Origin of the sequence: Thermophilibacter mediterraneus, assembly GCF_900119385.1 — a bacterium.
GTDB classification, from domain to species: Bacteria; Actinomycetota; Coriobacteriia; order Coriobacteriales; family Atopobiaceae; genus Thermophilibacter; species Thermophilibacter mediterraneus.
In genome coordinates, this window is sequence record NZ_FPKO01000009.1 from 336,761 (window position 1) to 353,626 (window position 16,866).

A 16,866-nucleotide genomic window follows, 5' to 3' on the forward strand; every position below is an offset into this window, starting at 1 on the left:
GTACAATGGTGCCTCAGCCTCACGACCGAAAGGACCCACATGGCCGGCATCAACTACCAGCTCGCACGCTTCGAGGCCTCGTACGGCACCGTGGCGCAGCTCCCGCCCTCCACCACGCCGGAGGTCGCCGTGGCGGGCCGCTCGAACGTGGGCAAGTCGTCGCTGCTCAACAAGCTCTTCAACCGCAAGGGGCTCGTCAAGGTCTCGAGCACGCCCGGCAAGACGGCCAACATCAACTTCTTCGAGGTCGACGGCATTCGCTTCGTGGACCTGCCGGGATACGGCTTCGCCAAGGTGTCCCAGGGCGAGAAGCAGCGCTGGGCGAACCTCATCTCGGGCTACTTTGCCCAGGAGCGCAGCTTCAACCTCGTGATCGCGCTCGTCGACATCCGCCACGACGCCCAGAAGCTCGACCACGAGATGGTGGGGTTCCTCCGCGAGAGCGAGCTGCCCTTCGTGGTGGCGCTCACCAAGGCGGACAAGCTCGGGCGCTCCAAGCAGGCGCAGCAGGCCGCGACCATCGCCCGCCAGCTCGACATCGAGCGCGACCAGGTCGTCGTGACCTCGTCCGAGACCGGCCAGGGCATCGACGAGCTGCGGCGAATCATCGCAGAGGCCTGCCTCTGACGCGACGGCGAGGTCGTGCCCCGCGCTAGAGGGCCAGCACGCCAAGGTGCTCCAGCAGGACCTTGAGGCCAATGAGGATCAGCACGACGCCTCCCACGACACTCGCGGGCTTCTCGTAGCGCGCCCCGAAGTAGTGGCCCACGGCCACGCCGACAAACGAGAGGCAGAACGTGATGACGCCGATAAGGGACACCGAAGCGACGATGTCCACGTTGAGCGCCGCGAACGAGATGCCCGCCGCCAGCGCGTCGATAGAGGTGGCGACCGCCAGCACGAGAAACTCGCGCAGGTCGATGCGGCTCGTGTCCTCCCCCGCGGCGTCATCCGCCTCCTCGTGAAGGGCCTCCCAGAGCATCTTGCCGCCGATGAAGGCGAGAAGGACGAAGGCCACCCAGTGGTCGACAGGCTCGATGAGCCACATGAACTGCGTGCCCAGCGCCCATCCGACGAGCGGCATCAGCCCCTGGAAGCCACCGAAGAAGAGCGCGAGCACCGCGGCCGTGCGCATGTTGAGCTCCCTCATGCCCAGGCCACGGCAAATCGAGACCGCGAAGGCGTCCATCGAGAGCCCCACGGCGATCAGCACCAGCTCGACGATTCCCATCTCGTCCCCTCTCCGCCCGCGCGCGACGGGCACCTCACAAAAAGAGACTCGCGACGAGGGCCCCTCACCCTCGTCGCGAGTCTCGTTGATTAAGGCGCACCAGGCCTCCGGCCAGCGTGTTGATGCACCGCACGCCCTTCTCGGCGTGCCACTACTCCCTCGTGGACGGCAATCATACCACAGGGTGCGCGGGCGGCCTGGTGCCAATGCCGCCGCCTGCGCTACTCGGCGGACTTGAGCGCCCCCACCATGTCGATCCTGTCGAGCGCGCGGTTGGTGATAAGGTTCACGAGCAGCGTGAACACGAACGCGAGCACCGCGGAGATCACATACGTGAGCGGGTCCACCACCACGTCGAAGTACAGCGACGGCATCCGCAGGATCCACGTGAGGCTGCGCGCCAGGGCGTAGCCGATCGGCATGCCGAGCACCACGCCAATGCCCGTGAGGATGAGCGTCTCCTTGTTGATGTAGCTGTAGACCTCGGGCCGCTTGAAGCCGAGCACCTTGAGCGTGGCGAGCTCGCGCTCGCGCTCGGAGATGTTGGTGTTGGAGAGCGTGAAGACCACGGTGAACGAAAGCGCCGCGGCAAGAACGATGACGACGTAGACCACGGTGTTGATGAGCGTGAACGCGCTCGAGAAGTCGCGCACGAGCTTTGCCGTGGACACCACGGAGAGCAGCCGGTCGTCCTGGGTGAGGCGCTCGGACAGCTCGATCTGCTCCTCGTCCGACCCCGCGAGGCTCACGAGCGCGCCGTTCATCTCGCAGGCCTCCCCAAACGCGGCCTCATAGGCGTCCGCGGTCATGAAGAGGGTGTTGCTCAGGTAGTTGAGCGCGATGCCGTCCACGCGCACCGACCCCTCGGCAAGCGTGCTGTCCTGCAGCGCGAGCTCGTCCCCGAGCGAGAAGCCCATGACCTGCTCGGCGTTCTTCGTGATGACGGCGCCGTCCGAGGTGAGTCCCAGCGCCTGACCGGAGTCCCCCGCAAGCGAGACGTAGCCCTCGAGGTCTGACGCCTCGGGCACCACCACGAGCTGGACGGTCTCCTTGTCGTCCCCGTAGCTCACCGTGAGGCTGTCGATGTAGGCGCGCGTGAGGTCCTCGACCCCCGAGTCGGCGCCGAGGTCGGAGAGCACGGCGTCGAGGTCGTCGGAGGAGCTCACGACCATGAGGTCGTAGCGGGTCACGCCGGCGTCGCCGTACTGGCGCGGAGAGAGCGAGAGCACCGTGTCGCGGATGCCGAAGCCGGTGACGAGCAGCGCCACGCAGCCCGCGACGCCGAAGACCGTCATGAGGAAGCGACGCTTGTAGCGGAAAAGGTTGCGGGCGGTGACCTTGTTGAGGAAGCTCAGGCGACCCCACACCGGCGTCACCCGCTCGAGCAGGATGCGCGACCCCGCCTTGGGCGCCTTGGGGCGCATGAGGTCCGCGGGGGACTCGTGCAGCTCGCGCCAGCAGGTGAACAGCGTCGCCCCCACGATGCCGGCGGCAAAGAGCGCAAACGAGAGCAGCGCGCTCGCCGCATCGTAGCCGTACATGAACCCGGGCAGCGCGTACATGGTCGAGAAGATCGTGAAGATGATGGCGGGCAGCACCACGAAGCCGAGCACGTTGCCCGCGACCGCGCCCACGAGGCACGCGGCGAGCGCGTAAAGCGCGTACTTGGAGAGGATGCGACCCCTCGCGTACCCGAGCGCCTTGTAGACGCCGATGAGCCCGCGCTCCTCCTCCACCATGCGCGTCATCGTGGTGAGGCTGATGAGCACCGCCACCACGAAGAACACGATGGGAATCACCGTGCCGATGGCCTCTATCGAGGAGGCGTCGGAGTCGACGCTCGCGTAGCTCGAGAGGCTCGAGCGGTCCTGCACGTACCAGGTCGCGTCGGGGATGTCCTCGACCTCGGCGCGGGCGTCGGCGATCTCGGCGAGTGCGTCGGCTCGCTCGGACTCGAAGGTCGCACGGGCGTCGTCGAGCTCCGCCTGCCCGTCGGCGATCTCGGCGAGGGCCTCGTCGAGCGTTCGCTGGGCGTCGTCGAGCTCCTCGAGCGCGTCGGCACGCTGCCGGTCGAGCTCCGCCTGCCCGTCGGCGAGCTGGGCCCACCCGTCCGCGAGCTCCCGCTCGCTCTGGTCGAGCGTCTCCTGCGCGGACACGAGCTGGTCGTAGGCATCCCGAAGCTCCTGCCAGCCCTGGTCGATGACGGCCTGCTGCTTGGAGAACTCCGCCTCCGCCGCGCTGGTTGCCTGCTCGATGCCGGCCTCGACCTGCGCGAGGCCCGCCTGTGCCTGCGCGAGCCCCGTCGCCGCCTGCACGCGACCGCTCGCGAGCGCGGCGGCACCCTGGTCGCTCGTCGCCCCCGCGGTGCCGACGGCAATGATCCGCTGCAGCCCCTCGCGGGATTCCGTGAGCGCGTCGAGCTGTCCCTGCGCCGCCTCCCGCCCGGCAACGGCCTCGTCGCGCGACGACTCGAGGCCCGACCTCTGGGAGGAGAGCTCCTCGAGCCCGGCGGCCACCTCCTCGCGCTCGGCGAGAAGGGCCTCGAGCTCCGCGCTCTCAAGATCCTCGGCCTGGAGCTCCGCGATCTTCTCGTCAAGCTCCGCAAGCTCACGCTCCGCCTGCTCGATGCCGGCATCTAGCTCCGCCAGACTCTCGTCCAGGACGGCGACCTGCTGGTCGATGAGCTCGATCTGCTGCCGGACCTGCGCCTGTGCCTCCCCGAGCGACTGCGAGACGGGCTCGAGCGCCGCGGCGGCGTCGGAGAGCGCGGAGGAGAAGAGCGCCACGGCCTCCCGCGTCGCCGCCTCGTCCGTCCCGTCGAGCGCCCCGACCGACTCCCAGGCGTCGCGCACGCGCTGCGCCAGGACACCGAGCGCCTCTCCCTCGTCCTCGGGCAGGGACGACGCGGCGGCCTCGATGCCGTCTGCGAGCTGGGCCGCGTTTGCGTCGAGCGAGTCAACGGTCTGGCGCAGCTGCTCGACCGTCGCCGAGAGCTCGTCGCGCTGGGCCTCGAGTGGCGCGATCGTGGTCGCGTGGAACTCCTCCCGCGCCGCGTCGAGCTGCGCCTGGCCGTCCTCGAGCTGCTGGCGGGCCGCCGGCAGCTGCGCGTTGAACTCTGCGATTCCCTCCTCGAGCTCGGCGCGGCCGTCGGCGAGCTGTGACTCGCCGTCCTCGAGCTGGGCCCGACTGTCGTCTATCGTGCGCTGCGCCTCGTCGAGCTGCCTCAGGGCATCTGCGCGCTGCTCGTCGAGCTCGCGCTGGCCGTCCGCCGCCTCGGCGCGCCCGTCGTCGAGCTCCGCCTGACCGTCCGCGATCTCCTGCTCCGCGTCGGAGAGCTCCTCGAGGGCCTCCGCCTCGGCTTCGTCCACCTCGGCGGTGGCATCGGCGCGCAGGTCCTCGCCGCGGGCTCGCTCCCGCTCGGAGCGGGCGTCCTCAACGCTCTGCTTGACCTCGTCGACGATGCCCTCGTACTCCGCCGAGTAGCACAGCGGCTCGGCGGCCCCCTCAACGCTGAGGTAGACCACCGTGTACGCCTCCGCCGTCACGCACTCCGGCAGCACGAAGAACGAGTACTGCGACCCCCCGCTCGAGCGGAACGACATCGTTCCCTCTCCTGCGTTGACGTCCATCGGGTCGAGCACGGTGCCCACGATCGTGTACTCCCCGCGCTCGAACACCTCCGTGGAGCCGGAGTCGAGGGCGGAGAGGCCCTCCTCCGCCTCGTCGTCGGCCTCGTCGTCGGCGCCGTGGAAGCTCACCGTGTCCCCGATCCCCAGCCCCGAGTCCTTGAGGTAGCGAACGGTCACCGCGACCTCGTCGGAGCTCTCGGGTAGGCGACCCTCGATGACGAGCGGCTCGTTCATGCCCGACGGCGAGAGCGCCTTGACGTCGACCTTCTCGGAGACCGTGCCGACCGTCGTGTAGGCGGTCTCGACGTACCCGCCCTCCGCGGCCTCGACCCCGTCGAGCGCGGCGAGCGCGTCCACGTCCTCGTCGGTGAGGCCGAGCGTGGACTGCACGCGCACGTCGAAGAGCCGCTGCGCGTCAAAGAACTCGTCAGCGGAGTTGCGCAGGTCGACGCAGGAGGCGCGCAGGCCCGTGAGCATGGTCACGCCCAGGGCGGTGATCGTGGCGAGCGCCACGAAGCGCTTGAGGCTCCCGCGCACCGTGCGCAGGATGTCGCGCGTGAAGGCGCTGCGCGAGCGCGCGGGACGACCTGCCATGGCTACCACTCGATCTCTGCGATGGGCTTGGGATGCTCGTTCACGGTCATGCTCGTGACCCTGCCGCTCTTGAAGCGGATGAGCCGGTCCGCCATGTCGGCGAGCGCGGCGTTGTGCGTCACGATGATCACGGTGATGCCCTCGTTGCGGCACATGTCCTGCAGCAGCTGGAGGATCTGCTTGCCGGTCTGATAGTCGAGCGCGCCGGTGGGTTCGTCGCACAGCAGCAGCTTGGGGTTCTTCGCCATGGCGCGCGCGATGGAGACGCGCTGCTGCTCGCCACCCGAGAGCTGCGCGGGGAAGTTGTTCAGGCGCTCGGCGAGGCCGACCTTCTCGAGGGTCTCCACCGGATCGAGCGAGTCGGGGCAGATCTGCGTCGCCAGCTCGACGTTCTCGAGCGCCGTGAGGTTGGGCACGAGGTTGTAGAACTGAAAGACGAATCCCACGTCCGCGCGACGGTACAGCACGAGGTCGTTCTCCCCCGCCGAGCTGATGTCGCGCCCGTCCACCACCACGGTGCCCGAGGTGGCGCTGTCCATGCCGCCCAGGACGTTGAGCGCCGTGGTCTTGCCGGCACCCGACGCGCCGAGAATGACGGCGAGCTCGCCACGCTCGACGGTGAAGGTCGCCCCGTCGAGCGCGTTGATCTTGGCTGAGCCCTCGCCATAGGTGCGCACGACGTCCAGGAAGTCGATGTAGGCCATCACTGCTCCGATTGCTCGACAACGTGTTGTCTAATCGAAGTATACTGAGACCGGGGGACGAGAAGAACACGCGCTCGACACGTGGGGCCCAAGTGTCGAGCGTGCAAAAGTGACAGTCACCTTTGCACGACTTTTGCACGGCCCCCGCACGTCCCGAGGAGGAGCCATGAGGAAGCAGCCGCAGGTCACGGAGCAGACGCGCGCCAACCTCCGCCAGGCGTTCTGGGAGCTCTACGTTGAGCGGCCCATCGAGAAGATCTCGGTGCGAGAGATCACGGACCGTGCGGGCTACAACCGCGCGACCTTCTACCTCTACTACCATGATGTCTACGAGCTGCTCGAGGACATCGAGTCGCGCCTGCTCGACGGGCTCTCGCGCCTCGTCAACGAGCGCCTCCTTCAGGGGGAGCGCCTCGACTTCTCGCAGCACATGGGCGTCATCCTGCTGATGGCCCAGGAGTACCGGGGCTACTTCGAGGTGCTTCTGGGGGAGCGCGGGGACCCGACGTTCACCCGGCGCTTCAAGGAGGCGGTCGCGCCCCTGCTCGAGCGCTTCGTGCTGCCCGCCGACGAGCTCACGCCACAGCAGGCCCACGTCCTGCTGGAGTTCTATCTCTCGGGCATCGTGGCGGCGGTGAGCACCTGGCTCTCGGAGCCCGAGCCCATGTCCGTGGAGAGCCTCATCGAGCTCATCGTGCGCGAGGTGCTCTCCTGACGGCCTCGCGGCGGGGACGCGACCCCGCGCCCCCGCCGCCGCGAACCGCTACTCCACGCGGAAGAAGGCGAGCGCGATGGCGTTCGGCCCCACGTGCGTCCCGACCGTGGCGCCCACCGACGTGATCGGAAGGTCCTCCTCGGCCACCTTGCCCTCCCAGATGGCCCGGTTGTCATCGAGGTACTTGCGCAGCAGCTTGTCCGAGAGGCCCGAGTAGCCGATCAGCACCGGCATCGCGAAGTCGATGCCGTTCTTCTCGACCTCCTGGTGAAGCAGGTTGCGCCCGTTCTTGGAGCCGCGGGCCTTGCCCAGCATCACGACCTCGCCGTCGCGGACCCCCACCACCGGCTTGATGGAGAGCAGCTCGCCGATGGTCCCCACGCTCTTGGGGATGCGCCCGCCGCGCTTGAGGTACTCGAGTGTGTCGAGCAGGGCGAGAAGCACCAGGCGCTCGCGCGCGGACTCGACCAACGAGGCGATCTCGGAGGCGCCGCGCCCCTCGTCGACGAGCCGCAGCGCGTACTGAACCAGGATGCCCTGGCCGATCGTGACGTTCTTGCTGTCGACCACGCGCACCTCGGGGTAGTCCGCGGCGGCGGTGACGGCGCTCTGGTAGGTTCCCGAGAGCCCGGACGACAGCGTAATCACCACGGCCTCGTCGCCGGCGGCGCGCACCTGCTCGAAGATCTGCTGGTACTGGAAGGGCGTCGCCTGGCTCGTCTTGGGGAGCTCGTCGCTCTCGATGAGCAGCTCGAAGAAGCGCTCGTTCGTGAGGTCGACGCCGTCGGCGTAGGTGGTCTCGCCAAAGGTGATGGAGAGCGGGAGCACCGTGAGGCGCGGGTCACCCTCCCCGGGGATGTCGAAGCCGGAGTCGGTGATGATGCGAACGGACATGGCTGTTCCCTTCTGTTCGTCCGAGGCGTCTACTCGTCTCGCCCAAACGTCTTGAGCCTCTCGAGGATGTGATTGAGCGAATCGTACATCTGCATGCGCTGACGGGCGGCCAGCTCCCCGCCAGCCTCGTCAAGCACTCGGTGAATGATGTCGTCGAGGGGACGCGCGGCCTCGCGGCCCTTCTCGGTCAGGCGAACGGGCGCGCGATACTTGGACGCCTCCTCGTCATCGGCGTCCCCCACCTCGACGAGGCCGTCCTCCGCGAGGTGGGCGACCGTGCGCGACATGGCGGCGCGGCTCACATCGATCAGGCGCGCGAGCTCGGACCCCGTGAGACCGTCAGGGTACTTGACCAGGTAGTAGAGACACATCACGTCCGAACCGCGAAACCCCAGGCGCCGGGCCTCGGCGGTCTTGATGCGCTGGATCTCCTTGTTCAGGGCGCTGATGATGCCGACGAAGTCCTCGAAGCGCTGTCCGGTCACGCCGGGCCTCCCGTTCCCCCCGCCCGATAGATGTTAACTAATCAACATTATAGGGGGGAGGGGACACCTGGCAGGCACATCACGCGATAAGCACAAGCGTCGGGGGCACGAGCGCCGCCAGTTCCGACCGATTGTTTCAACGAGAAAAACTCTCGCGCGCCATGACCGGGGCGCGCGTATCTTGTCTCCAACACCTTTGGCGCCGCATCGCGGCCGAGCACAGAGAGGAGCGCGCCATGACCAAGACCGCCCGCATCGCTCGCACGTCTCAGAACTGGTGGTGGCGCAACTTCTCCTCACTCGGTCGATGGTGAGCTCACGCGCCACGTCTCAATTCGCGCATGAGGGGCTCCCGGGCGACCGGGGCCCCTTCTTTTTTGCACCTCGCCATCTAACAAGAATCACTCAAGAGCATCACCCCTCTTCCCAGAAAGGAACTCGCCATGTCTGACGCCACCACCTCCGCCGCCCGCACCGTTGCCACCGTCGACCGCGGCAAGCTCGACGTCCAGTCCCTCGTCCTTCTCGCCGTGCTCCTCGCCGCAGGCTTCATCCTCAACTTCACCGTGGGTCGCATGATCTCCAGCATCTCCGGCGGCCTCATCAGCCCCGAGTTCATCATCTCCGCGTTCTGCCTGACCATTCTGGTGGTGCGCCCCAACGTGGGGCAGGCCCTGATCATCGGCCTCATCTCGGCCGCCGTCATCCAGCTCACCACCACCTCGCCGTTCGTCGACTTTGCCGCGGAGGGCATCGCCGCCATGCTCATGGCCCTCATCGTGCGAGCCGGCATGGGGACCCCGGCCAAGCGCCTCGTCCCGCTCGCGGGGTCGTTCGTCACCACCGTGGTCTCCGGCGTGATCTTCATGCTCATCCGCATCGCCATGGTTGGCGCCGCCGCCGAGCTCGCCGCGGCCATGCTGCCCGTGGTGGTGCTCTCCGCCGCCTTCAACGCCGTCCTCGTGAGCGCCCTCTACCTGCCCATCCGCAAGGCGCTCGGCCTGAGCGACTAGCGCGCGGCGCATCGGCTCGGGACGGTGGCCGGACGGCCGGCGTCCCGAGTCGCGCCGACGCCCGACCCGCACGCCCAGAAAGGACCTCCCCCGCCCATGAGCTCGCCCGCCATCATCAGCCTCGAAGACGTCTCGTTCTGCTACGGGGAGCGCGACGAGCGCGCCCTCGACGACGTCTCGCTCAAGATCTTCCCCGGTGAGTTCGTGGGCGTGACCGGCCCCTCGGGCGCCGGCAAGTCTACGCTGGCGGCGGTGCTCTCCGGCGCGGTGCCGCACCACTATCGCGGAAGCCTCTACGGCGCCGCCATCGTTGACGGCCATGACACCTGCGAGGTCAGCCTCACCGACATCGCGCGAACCGTGGGAAGCGTGACGCAGGACATCGACGCGCAGATGGTCGCCTCCGTGGTCGAGGACGAGCTGCTCTTCGGCCTGGAGAACTTCGGCGTCCCCCACGACCAGATCGAGGGACGCCTCTCCGGTGCGCTCGAGACCGTGGGCATCTCCGAGCTGCGCGACCGAGAGATCGCAACGCTCTCCGGCGGGCAGAAGCAGAAGGTGGCCGTCGCCGCGATCTTGGCCCTGCGCCCGCGCGTCCTGGTACTCGACGAGCCCACCGCCGCCCTCGACCCGGCCAGCTCCAAGCTCATCTTCCAGACGCTCTCCCAGCTCAACCGAACCGAGGGCATCACCGTTGTGGTCATCGAGCAGAAGGTGGCGCTGCTCTCCGAGTTCTGCGGTCGCGTCCTCGTGATGGACGGTGGCCGCCTCGCGCTCGACGGCACCCCGCGCGAGGTCTTCGCGCACGGCTCCGAGCTCAGGCGCATGGGCGTAGACAGTCCCCGGGTGGCGCGCGTCTCAAACAGCCTCGCCGAGCACGGCGTCATCGAGCCCGGGCCGCCCTGCCTCAGCGTAGAGGAGGCCGAGGCGCTCATCAGGGGTCTTCTCGCCGGACGGGGGAAGAAGTCCCCGGTCGTGACGAGTCGCTCCGCCCGGGACGACGCCCTGGGCGACGCCCCCTCGCACGCGTCTCCGCACGCGCCCGCGCCGCGCCGCGCCGAGGAGGCAGCCCCTCCCGTGGTTGACCTTCGTGACGTCAGCTTTGCCTACCCCGGGTCCGGCGACGGCGTGTCCCACGTGAACCTCGCGTTTCGTCCCGGAGAGCTCGTGGGCGTGGTCGGCCAGAACGGCGCCGGCAAGACCACCCTCACCAAGCTCCTGAACGGCCTGCTGCGACCCGCGTCCGGCGAGGTGCGCATCGCCGGAATCGACACGAGGGCCGTGCCGGTGAGCCGCATCGCCGCGCACGTCGCCACCCTCTTCCAGAACCCCGACCGACAGCTCTGCAAGGACACCGTGCTCGACGAGGTTGCCTTTGGACTGGAGCTCCAGGGCGTGGACGGCGAGGGGGCGCGTCGAAGGGCCGCCGCCGCGATCGAGCGCTTCGGCCTTCCGGCGGGCGAGTCGCCCTTCTCGCTGTCCCGCGGACAGCGGCAGATGGTGGCGCTCGCCTCCGTGGTGGTGATGGAGCCGCAGGTCGTGCTGCTCGACGAGCCCACGAGCGGCCTGGACTACCGCGAGTGCATGACCGTCATGGAGACGGTGCGTGAGATGGCCGAGCGCGGGTGCGCCGTCATCATGGTCTGCCACGACATGGAGGTCGTCTCGGACTTCGCCGAGCGCGTCGTGGTCATGGCCGGCGGGCGGGTGCTCGCGGACGGACGCGCGGCGGAGGTCTTCTCGCGTCCGGAGGTCATGGAGGCGGCGAGCATCGAGGCGCCGCAGGTGGCGCAGCTCTCGCGCGCGCTGGCCCTGAGCTCGTCCGAGAAGTTCGCCGGCATCAGCCAGGTGTCCGGGATCGTCGACCTTGTTGAGGAGATGGTGCGCCCGTGACGAGCGTCATCGACTACGTGCCCGGAGACACGCTGCTCCATCGGCTGAACCCCGTCACCAAGCTTGCCGTCGCGGTGGCGGTGATCGTGGCGACGCTGCTCGCCGACACCTATCCGCTGCTCGTGGGCCTCATCGCGCTGACGTTGGCGCTCGGCGCGTACGCGGGGGCGCTGAGACGGTTGACGTCACTGCTCAAGGTGCTGGTGCCGCTGGCAGCGATCATGCTCGCGCTCCAGACCGCCGTGGTGCGGACGGGCGCCCCGGTCGCGGCCTGGATCACCGTGGACGGCCTGGTCACGGGCTCCAAGGCGTGCCTGCGACTGCTCGGAGTTGCCATGCCGCTGATCTTGATGCTCTCGGTGACCAAGATGGGCGACCTCGCCAACGCCTGCGTGGAGGTGCTGCACGTGCCGTACCGCTATGCGTTCACGTTCACGACCGCACTGCGATTCGTGCCCGTGTTCTCGCAGGAGATGACCGCCATCATGGAGGCGCAGACCGCCCGGGGCGTCGAGTACGACACCCGCAACCCCTTCCGCAAGCTGCGGCTCATGCTGCCGATGTGCGTGCCGCTGCTGGTGAGCTCCGTCGGCAAGACGGACGCCACGGCGCTCGCCGCCGAGCAGCGCGGCTTCTACCTCCGCACGCGCGAGAGCAGCTATCGGCGCTACCCGCTCGTCGCGCGCGACTGGGCGACGCTCGCGTGCTGCGTCGCCCTCGTCGCGATCGGCGCCGCACTGTAGGGCATCCTGCGCCCGCGGGGCCTGAGGACCCTCGCAGGTGCGGGTTATGGACGGTTTCGGAACCCAGAGTGTCCATAACCCGCACGCGATTCAGGTGAGTGCGGGTTGCGGACGCTTTCGAGCTCCAGAACGACCGCAACCCGCACGCTTATGTCGGGACTCGCCCGCCGGGAACCCCCGCGTCGTCAGTCATCCCAGTCGTCCCAGTCGTCCAGGTCGTCATCGCGGTCGTCGTCGCGGTCGTCGCGGTCGTCATCGCGGTCGTCCCGGTCGTCGCGGTCATCGTAGTCGTCGTCGTGGTCGTCGTCCCAGTCGTCGCGATCGTAGCGGTCGTCGTTCCAGTCGTCCCAGTCGTCGCGACCGTCCCAGTCGTCGTTGCCGTCGATGTCGGCCTCGAGCACCTTGCCGGAGCGCGCGTCGACCTCGTACTCGTACTCCACGCCGTTGGCGGAGAACTCCATCTCGTAGACGCCGTCGTCGAGCTCGTACTCGTGGTCGTTGAACGACGCCTCATTGAGCCCAAGCTGCGCGAGAACGATGTCCTTCGCCGCGTCGAGGCCAATGTAGCCGCGCTCGTCGAGCTGGTCGGGGGCAACGGCAAGCGCGTCCGACGCAAGTCCGAACGTCCCGACCTTCGAGCGAACGTCGTCCTCGATCCCGCGCAGGAAGTCGTCGCCGGGGTAGCTCGAGCCCTGCTCGAGCTTGACCACCACGTTGCGGTCATGCCCGTCAACCGTCTGGTCGAAGTAACCGTCCCGATAGATCTCCTCCACGAGGTCGGAGACCACGTCGCGAGCCTCGCGCCCCTCGTAGCCAGCATAGTCGCTCACGACCCCGCGCCCCTCGTCGTTGACGCCCTCGACCTCGGTGACAAGCCCCTCGTCGTCGTACTCGACCTCGATCTCAGGGTTGACGCTCAGAAGCAACGTTCCCGCCGTCTTGACCGTCTGGTCCTGAGGGGCGGCAACGCTCGCGCTCTGAGCCTGCGGAGAGCTCGACGGGGTGGTGCCGCAGCCGCTCAGCGCCGCCACAAGTGCCGCGCCCGCCATCGCGCCGAGCAGGATGCTCTTCGAGCTCGTGGTCCTCGTAGCCTTCATGGTGTCCTCCTTGATGTGATTGGGCCTCTTCTTGCCGTGCAGTGAGAGGTTGCGCGGGGAACAACCCGAAACCGGGGTAGCGGAGAAAAACTTTTTCGCACGAGGGTCGTCTCGTCCGCTTCCCGGCTCAGGCGCGGGGGAGCCTAGTCGTCATCGCCATCGTCATCGTCGCCATCGTCATCGTCGCCATCGTCATCGTCGTCATCGCTATCGTCGTCATCGCCGTCCTCGTCGTCATCGTCGTCATCGCCGTCGTCGTCGGTCGTCGGAACGGGATGGGGCGCGGGGGAGGTCGTCACGCTCGAATCCTGGGACGTCGCGTCATCACCGAGGTCCTCGGGAGCCACTCCGTCGGCATCGGAATCATCGTCCTCATCGCCCGCAGCGAGCTCGCCCGGACCGACCACGACAACGCGGTGCTCGAGGTGGACCTCAAGCTCGACCACGAGACGGTCCTCGGTCGCCACCTTCCAGTCCTCGTCATCCGACTCAACCGTGACCTCAATCGTCCCGCCGTCGTCGAGGTACCCCTGATCCTCTGCCCTCGTGGCGAGGTCGTCGGAAACCTCGTCGACCGTGCGTCCGTAGTACGAGAAGCCCTCCACGAGCTCGACGCCGTCCTCGTTGTCGCCCGCGAGCCCGACCACGCGATCAAGTCGGTTGACCTCCATGCTCACCTCGGGGTTGATGCGCATGTGCACCGTGCCGACCGGCGTGCCCCACACCACCGCCCCGCCCGCGAGCACCGCGCACACCACCAGCGCCGCGGCAACCCCGGCAACAAGGCGCCCGCGGCCGCGCCGACGCGTCGAGAAGTCAATGACCTCCGTGTCGGGCTCGTCGAGCACGACCACGTCCTCGACGCGCTGTCCCACCTCGTAGCCGAGATTGGGAACCTTCACGAAGCGCCCCTCCTCGTCGAGCGCCACGGCATAGCTCGCGGCGCACTCCATGATCAGGTAGCTCATCGCGCCTCGCCTCCCGATCGTCCCGGCATCCTGCAGAGGTGCCCGCGGATGATCTCGTATCCGTTGGTGTAAGCGACGAGAAGAGCCACGAGGTAGCGGCGGTGGCGCTCGAGCGTCTTGCGCTCCACGCCCGACCCGCGGGCGAGCTCGGCCAGCGGCAGCTTTCCCGTCTGGGCGACGCGGTCGAGAAGGGCCTGGTCGCCGCGGGCATAGGCGAGCGCCCTGCCGCACGCCTCCAGCGTGCGACCCTGCTTCGGGCAGTTCTGCGCCACGTCCGCGAGCCCGATTCCCAGTCCCTCGAGCTGTCGCGCGAACGCGACGATCTCCCGGCGGCTCGCGGAGCGCCCCTCGCTCTCCCCGATCTCGTCGCGCTCGCAGGCAAGGTCGTCCACGAGCGCCCGACCATCGTCTCCCGCACCCCCGCGTGGCTCGTCGAGGGAGTCGACGCCCTCGTGGCGACGCTCGCGACGCCTGAAGTCGACCAGTCGGTTCCTGATGCTCAGCGCGGCCAGGGGCAGAAACGCCCCGCGCCCGCGGTCGTAGGCCAGAACGGCCTCGTGAAACGCGAACATGGCGATTCCCAGCTCGTCGTCTGCGCCCTCGCGCGGGGGCCTGCCCATGAACTTTGCCGTCTCCGACTTGATAAACGGCAGGTAGTCGCGCACCAGGTCGTCCGCGGCGCGGGCGCTGCCCTTTGCCGCGCGAACCCGCGCGAGGAGCTCCTTCTCCCGTCTCATCGTCATCCCTTCGGCGATAGAGTGCGCACGGGCTCGTGCGCTTTCGGGGTGGCGGCAGAAACTGCCAGAACTTTTTTAGGGTATCTGCAGCGGAAGGCGTCCATGTAAGGAATGGGTAAGCGCCCGCCAGCGGCATGCCCCGTCGCGACCACACGGCCGGGCGAGTGCTCGTTTCTGTCCTGCCGCTCTGCCACAATGGTTCCCAAAGATCCCGTTCCGAGGAGAGGCATGGCCACACCGCTCGACATCTTGCAGCACACCTTTGGCTATCCGAGCTTTCGGCCGCACCAAGCCGAGATTGTCGACACCGCGCTCGGCGGGCGCGACGTGCTGGCGGTCATGCCAACCTCCGCAGGCAAGTCGATCTGCTACCAGGTCCCCGCGCTCGCGCTGGCAGAGCGAACGGGCGGCCTCACGCTCGTGGTCTCCCCGCTCATCTCCCTCATGGCGGACCAGGTGGGCGCGCTGCGCCAGATGGGCGTCGCCGCGTCCTGCCTCAACTCCACGCTCAGCGGCGGCGAGCGCGCCGGCGTGCTGCTCGATGTCGCCACGGGGGCGCTCGCTCTGCTCTACGTAGCGCCCGAGCGCCTGGACGACCCCTCCTTCGTCGAGTGCGTCTCCGAGCGCGGCGTCGCGCTGCTCGCCGTGGACGAGGCGCACTGCATCTCTCAGTGGGGCAACGACTTTAGGCCCAGCTACCAGCGCATTATTGACTTTCTGGGAGCCCTTCCCGCCCGACCCCCCGTCATGGCCCTCACCGCCACGGCAACGCGCGCCGTGCGCAAGGACATCTCCTCGGCGCTCGCGCTGCGCGACCCGCTCGTAGTGGTGGCGAGCTTTGACCGCCCCAACCTCTCCTTCTTCGTATCGCGCCCGAGGGGGGCAGCCGAGAAGGACCGCATGCTCGTGTCGTTTGCCAGGCAGCACCTCGAGCGCTCCGGAATCGTCTACTGCTCGAGCCGTCGCGCGGTGGAGGAGGTCTGCGAGCTGCTCTGCGACGAGGGGCTCTCCGCCACGCGCTACCACGCGGGGCTCTCCGCCGAGGAACGCGAGCGCAACCAGGAGGACTTCCTCTACGACCGCCGGCGCGTGATGGTGGCCACCAACGCCTTTGGCATGGGCATCGACAAGTCCAACGTGAGCTACGTGGTTCACTACAACCTGCCGCTCTCGCTCGAGAACTACTACCAGGAGGCCGGGCGCGCCGGGCGCGACGGAACGAAGGCCGACTGCCTTCTGCTCTACTCCCCGGGCGACGTGCACACGGCGGAGTTTCTGCTCTCCCGCACCGAGCCGCGCGAGGACCTCACCCCCGAGCAGCGTGAGACCCTCGCAGAGCGCGATGCCGAGCGCCTGCGCCAGATGGTCTTCTACGCAACCACCACCGAGTGCCTGCGCGCCCACATCCTGCGCTACTTCGGTGAGGAGGCTCCCGCGTACTGCGGGAGCTGCGGCAACTGCCTCACCGACTTCGAGGAGGTCGACGCCATGACCGACGCGCTCAAGATCGTGAGCTGCGTGGCGCGCATCGCCCAGCGCGGACGCAGCGCCGGGGCATCGATGGTCACCGACGTGCTGCGCGGCTCACGCGGCGAGAAGGTCCTGCGCCGCGGCTTCGATACGCTCTCGACCTACGGCATCATGGCGGACGCCTCCGCGTCACACGTTCGCTCCGTCCTCGACGAGCTGGTCTTTCGAGGTGTGCTCGCGCGCACGGGCGGCGACTACCCCACGATCTCGCTCACGTCGGAATCAGGCGCCTTCCTGCGGAGGGACGCCCCCTGGGACGAGCCGTTTATCATCAAGGTCGCCAAGGGGGCTCCGCGCGCCGAGCGCGCCGTCGCGCCCCCGACCAAAACGCGCGCCGCCACGGACGTCTCCGAGCTCGACGAGGCGGGCCAGGCCCTCTACGCTGAGCTCTCCGAGCTGCGCTCCGAGCTCGCCCGCGAGCAGGGCGTCCCGTCCTACTTCATCTTCAACAACGCCACGCTCGTGGACATGTGCGCCAAGAGGCCGCGGACCGTCGATGAGCTGCTCGGCGTCTCGGGCGTGGGCGCCAAGAAGGCCGAGCGTTACGGGGAGCTCTTTCTGGCGCGCATCGCTGAGGCCGCAGACGTCGGCGCGTGAGGTCGGGCGTCATCGAAGGACGTGCGGGTTACGGAC

At 68.4% G+C, this 16,866-nt stretch carries 14 protein-coding genes and 1 pseudogene; 7 read left to right on the forward strand and 8 right to left on the reverse strand.

Annotated features, from left to right (window positions below):
* Positions 1–39: 39 nt before the first annotated feature.
* Complete coding sequence (yihA, locus tag BQ7106_RS06390; protein WP_072373159.1) at positions 40–627, forward strand: ribosome biogenesis GTP-binding protein YihA/YsxC; 588 nt, start codon at positions 40–42, stop codon at positions 625–627.
* Between the two features lie 25 nt (positions 628–652).
* On the opposite strand, the gene BQ7106_RS06395 is transcribed toward yihA, so the two are convergent.
* The 3 genes from BQ7106_RS06395 to BQ7106_RS06405 all read right to left on the reverse strand — a co-directional run bounded on the left by BQ7106_RS06395 (position 653) and on the right by BQ7106_RS06405 (position 6,158).
* The gene (locus BQ7106_RS06395; RefSeq protein ID WP_072373162.1) at positions 653–1,231 is read right to left on the reverse strand and encodes a manganese efflux pump MntP; all 579 of its coding nucleotides are present in this window, start codon (positions 1,229–1,231) and stop codon (positions 653–655) included.
* Positions 1,232–1,452: 221 nt separating this feature from the next.
* Positions 1,453–5,454, reverse strand: coding sequence for an FtsX-like permease family protein (locus BQ7106_RS06400; protein ID WP_072373165.1), 4,002 nt, complete (start codon positions 5,452–5,454; stop codon positions 1,453–1,455).
* Between the two features lie 2 nt (positions 5,455–5,456).
* Positions 5,457–6,158: an ABC transporter ATP-binding protein gene (locus BQ7106_RS06405; RefSeq protein ID WP_072373168.1), complete on the reverse strand. Its 702-nt coding sequence runs from the start codon at positions 6,156–6,158 to the stop codon at positions 5,457–5,459.
* A gap of 166 nt (positions 6,159–6,324) precedes the next feature.
* Between BQ7106_RS06405 and BQ7106_RS06410 the strand changes: the two genes are divergently transcribed.
* Positions 6,325–6,873, forward strand: a complete 549-nt coding sequence (locus BQ7106_RS06410) for a TetR/AcrR family transcriptional regulator (RefSeq protein ID WP_072373171.1) — start codon at positions 6,325–6,327, stop codon at positions 6,871–6,873.
* Positions 6,874–6,921: 48 nt separating this feature from the next.
* Here BQ7106_RS06410 and BQ7106_RS06415 read toward each other — a convergent pair whose 3' ends face one another.
* Together BQ7106_RS06415 and BQ7106_RS06420 are read right to left on the reverse strand one after the other, a co-directional pair.
* Positions 6,922–7,767, reverse strand: a complete 846-nt coding sequence (locus BQ7106_RS06415) for a DegV family protein (RefSeq protein ID WP_072373174.1) — start codon at positions 7,765–7,767, stop codon at positions 6,922–6,924.
* 29 nt (positions 7,768–7,796) lie between these two features.
* The gene (locus BQ7106_RS06420; protein WP_072373177.1) at positions 7,797–8,252 is read right to left on the reverse strand and encodes a MarR family winged helix-turn-helix transcriptional regulator; all 456 of its coding nucleotides are present in this window, start codon (positions 8,250–8,252) and stop codon (positions 7,797–7,799) included.
* Positions 8,253–8,695: 443 nt separating this feature from the next.
* Between BQ7106_RS06420 and BQ7106_RS06425 the strand changes: the two genes are divergently transcribed.
* The 4 genes and pseudogenes from BQ7106_RS06425 (at position 8,696) to BQ7106_RS06435 (ending at position 11,901) form a co-directional block, all read left to right on the forward strand.
* A complete protein-coding gene (locus BQ7106_RS06425; protein WP_072373181.1) occupies positions 8,696–9,265 on the forward strand; it encodes a hypothetical protein in 570 nt (189 codons plus the stop codon).
* Positions 9,266–9,361: 96 nt separating this feature from the next.
* A pseudogene (locus BQ7106_RS11440) lies at positions 9,362–10,078 on the forward strand (energy-coupling factor ABC transporter ATP-binding protein); the annotation flags it as partial.
* A 12-nt stretch (positions 10,079–10,090) separates the two neighbouring features.
* Positions 10,091–11,158, forward strand: a complete 1,068-nt coding sequence (locus BQ7106_RS11445) for an energy-coupling factor ABC transporter ATP-binding protein (protein WP_420855286.1) — start codon at positions 10,091–10,093, stop codon at positions 11,156–11,158.
* Positions 11,155–11,901 carry an energy-coupling factor transporter transmembrane component T family protein gene (locus BQ7106_RS06435; RefSeq protein WP_072373188.1) on the forward strand — a complete coding sequence of 249 codons (747 nt, stop codon included), beginning with the start codon at positions 11,155–11,157 and terminating at the stop codon, positions 11,899–11,901. Before BQ7106_RS11445 ends, BQ7106_RS06435 begins: the two co-directional genes overlap by 4 nt.
* 185 nt (positions 11,902–12,086) lie before the next feature.
* Here the strand turns inward: BQ7106_RS06435 and BQ7106_RS10655 are convergent, their stop codons facing one another.
* The 3 genes from BQ7106_RS10655 to BQ7106_RS06450 all read right to left on the reverse strand — a co-directional run bounded on the left by BQ7106_RS10655 (position 12,087) and on the right by BQ7106_RS06450 (position 14,703).
* Complete coding sequence (locus tag BQ7106_RS10655) at positions 12,087–12,998, reverse strand: PepSY domain-containing protein (protein ID WP_129583812.1); 912 nt, start codon at positions 12,996–12,998, stop codon at positions 12,087–12,089.
* 143 nt (positions 12,999–13,141) lie between these two features.
* Positions 13,142–13,966 (reverse strand): anti-sigma-I factor RsgI family protein, encoded by an 825-nt coding sequence (locus BQ7106_RS11175; RefSeq protein ID WP_072373191.1) that lies wholly within the window; start codon positions 13,964–13,966, stop codon positions 13,142–13,144.
* A complete protein-coding gene (locus BQ7106_RS06450; protein ID WP_072373194.1) occupies positions 13,963–14,703 on the reverse strand; it encodes a sigma factor in 741 nt (246 codons plus the stop codon). The genes BQ7106_RS11175 and BQ7106_RS06450 overlap by 4 nt, the downstream gene beginning before the upstream one ends.
* A 228-nt stretch (positions 14,704–14,931) precedes the next feature.
* On the opposite strand from BQ7106_RS06450, the gene recQ reads away from it, so the two are divergent.
* Positions 14,932–16,830: a DNA helicase RecQ gene (gene recQ / locus BQ7106_RS06455; RefSeq protein ID WP_072373197.1), complete on the forward strand. Its 1,899-nt coding sequence runs from the start codon at positions 14,932–14,934 to the stop codon at positions 16,828–16,830.
* The last annotated feature ends 36 nt before the right edge of the window (positions 16,831–16,866 follow it).

What these genes read in the sequence shown, in the direction of transcription:
- BQ7106_RS06400 (WP_072373165.1), bottom strand. Translation starts at nt 5,454, where the DNA reads ATGGCAGGTCGTCCCGCGCGCTCGCGCAGCGCCTTCACGCGCGACATC.
- BQ7106_RS11175 (WP_072373191.1), bottom strand. Translation starts at nt 13,966, where the DNA reads ATGAGCTACCTGATCATGGAGTGCGCCGCGAGCTATGCCGTGGCGCTC.
- BQ7106_RS11445 (WP_420855286.1), top strand. Translation starts at nt 10,091, where the DNA reads ATGGGCGTAGACAGTCCCCGGGTGGCGCGCGTCTCAAACAGCCTCGCC.
- BQ7106_RS06425 (WP_072373181.1), top strand. Translation starts at nt 8,696, where the DNA reads ATGTCTGACGCCACCACCTCCGCCGCCCGCACCGTTGCCACCGTCGAC.
- BQ7106_RS06415 (WP_072373174.1), bottom strand. Translation starts at nt 7,767, where the DNA reads ATGTCCGTTCGCATCATCACCGACTCCGGCTTCGACATCCCCGGGGAG.
- BQ7106_RS10655 (WP_129583812.1), bottom strand. Translation starts at nt 12,998, where the DNA reads ATGAAGGCTACGAGGACCACGAGCTCGAAGAGCATCCTGCTCGGCGCG.
- BQ7106_RS06405 (WP_072373168.1), bottom strand. Translation starts at nt 6,158, where the DNA reads ATGGCCTACATCGACTTCCTGGACGTCGTGCGCACCTATGGCGAGGGC.
- BQ7106_RS06450 (WP_072373194.1), bottom strand. Translation starts at nt 14,703, where the DNA reads ATGAGACGGGAGAAGGAGCTCCTCGCGCGGGTTCGCGCGGCAAAGGGC.
- BQ7106_RS06410 (WP_072373171.1), top strand. Translation starts at nt 6,325, where the DNA reads ATGAGGAAGCAGCCGCAGGTCACGGAGCAGACGCGCGCCAACCTCCGC.
- recQ (WP_072373197.1), top strand. Translation starts at nt 14,932, where the DNA reads ATGGCCACACCGCTCGACATCTTGCAGCACACCTTTGGCTATCCGAGC.
- BQ7106_RS06395 (WP_072373162.1), bottom strand. Translation starts at nt 1,231, where the DNA reads ATGGGAATCGTCGAGCTGGTGCTGATCGCCGTGGGGCTCTCGATGGAC.
- yihA (WP_072373159.1), top strand. Translation starts at nt 40, where the DNA reads ATGGCCGGCATCAACTACCAGCTCGCACGCTTCGAGGCCTCGTACGGC.